Genomic DNA, 1,822 nt, shown 5'->3' on the forward strand with positions numbered 1-1,822 from the left:
CCTCTGCGTGCAGGCTCACGACCTCGACCTCGGTGGCGGCGCCGTCGGGGCCCACGTGCTCGATGCCGCGCTGGGTGAACTGGCGCGGCTGGCCGCGCAGCGACTGCTGCTCGCGCACGACCGGCGCATTGTAACGGAAGCGGGCGGGAAGCTCCTCGTCGCGGATGTGCCCCGCGACCAGGCGCGCCACGGGCAGCGTGAGGTCGGGGCGGAGCATGAGGAGGTTGCCGTCGGCGTCGAAGAGCTGGAACGGAGTGTTCTTGATCCTGCCGCCGCGCTCGAGCGAGGCGCGGTCCTCAAGCAGGGGCGTCTCGACGGGCAGGTAGCCATGGTCGGCGAAGCAGTCCCTCACGGTCGCGCAGATGCGCTCACGGGCGAGCGCCTCCTTGGGAAGAATATCGCGGAAGCCTCTGGCGGTGCCTGCAATCACGTTCGTTTCCCTTCTGCGCCGGGGCCGCCGCGCCTGGCGGCGCCCCCGATTTGACGGTGGAGCCACTTTAGCACACTAAAGTGCCGCAGCTCCGCAGCGAGAAAACGCGAAGCACGCTCGTAACGTTCGCCTGCGTAGCGGTTGGACGGACCGCGGCGCCCGTCGCGCGGCGCACTCAGCGCGCAATGTCGACGAACTCGGCGCCGAGGAGCTCGGCGAGCGCAAGCGGGTTGACGTCAAGCGAGAGCCCGCGCCGGCCGCCGGAGATCCCGATGGTGTCGAAGAGCTGCGCGGTCTCGTCGAAGAGCGTGGGGAACGGCTTCTTGAGCCCGATGGGCGAGCAGCCGCCCCGGACGTAGCCGGTCACCGACTCGAGATCCTTGATCGCTATGAGCGAGAGGGACTTCTCGCCCGCCGCGGCAGCGGCGCGCTTGAGGTCGAGCTCGCTCGCCACGGGGATGCAGCAGACCACGTGGTCGCCCGAGGGGGCAACGCACACGAGCGTCTTGAACGCGGCGTCCGGGTCCTCTCCGAGCTGCTCGGCGATGCGCACGCCCACCCCGCGCGAGATGTCGTCCTCCTCGACCTCGTGGGCCACGTAGGAGATGCCCGCCCGGTCGAGCTCGCGCATGGCGTTCGACTTTTGGAGCTTGTCCTTCTTTGCCACGCTACTCACCGGCCTTCTGGGCCGCGACGGCACGGGCGCGATCGCGCTCGAGGATAGGCGCGAGGAAGCGGCCCGTATAGCTCTGCTCGCACTCGGCGACCTTCTCGGGCGTGCCGTAGACGACCACGGTACCGCCGCCGTCGCCGCCCTCGGGGCCCATGTCGAGGATGCGGTCGGCCATCTTTATGACGTCGAGGTTGTGCTCGATGACGAGCACCGTGTTGCCGGCGTCCACGAGGCGCTCGAGCACCTCGATGAGCTGGCGCACGTCCTCGAAGTGCAGGCCGGTCGTGGGCTCGTCCAAGATGTAAAAGGTCTTGCCCGTCTGCTGACGGTGCAGCTCCTTGGCGAGCTTGACGCGCTGGGCCTCGCCGCCGGAAAGCGTGGTCGCCGGCTGGCCCAGGTGGATGTAGCCCAGGCCCACGTCGTGCAGGGTCTGGAGCTTCTTCTTTATCTTCGGGATGTTCGTGAAGAAGGTCAGCGCCTCGGTCACGGTCATGTCCAGCACATCGCTGATGGTCTTGCCGTGGTAGGTGACCTCGAGGGTCTCGCGGTTGTAGCGCTTGCCATGGCAGACCTCGCAGGGCACGTAGACGTCGGGTAAGAAGTTCATCTCGATCTTTATCTGGCCATCGCCCTTGCACGCCTCGCAGCGGCCGCCGGGCACGTTGAACGAGAAGCGCCCCGGCCCGTAGCCGCGCATGCGGCTCTCGGGCGTGCTCGCA

Annotated in this window: 3 protein-coding genes; all 3 read right to left on the bottom strand. The window is 68.1% G+C overall.

Annotated elements, in window-relative coordinates:
- On the bottom strand, window positions 1-430 hold a 430-nt coding region (locus tag ACT84W_RS02480), incomplete at its 3' end, for an ATP phosphoribosyltransferase regulatory subunit (protein ID WP_444328096.1).
- 175 nt (window positions 431-605) lie between these two features.
- Entirely contained in the window at window positions 606-1,097 is a 492-nt protein-coding gene (ybaK, locus tag ACT84W_RS02485) for a Cys-tRNA(Pro) deacylase (RefSeq protein ID WP_444328097.1), read from the bottom strand.
- Window position 1,098: 1 nt separating this feature from the next.
- Window positions 1,099-1,822: ATP-binding cassette domain-containing protein (locus ACT84W_RS02490; RefSeq protein WP_444328098.1), on the bottom strand; the 724-nt coding region annotated here is incomplete at its 5' end.

The sequence above is a fragment of the Paratractidigestivibacter sp. genome, assembly GCF_052362415.1.
In the GTDB taxonomy this organism is placed as follows: Bacteria; Actinomycetota; Coriobacteriia; order Coriobacteriales; family Atopobiaceae; genus Paratractidigestivibacter.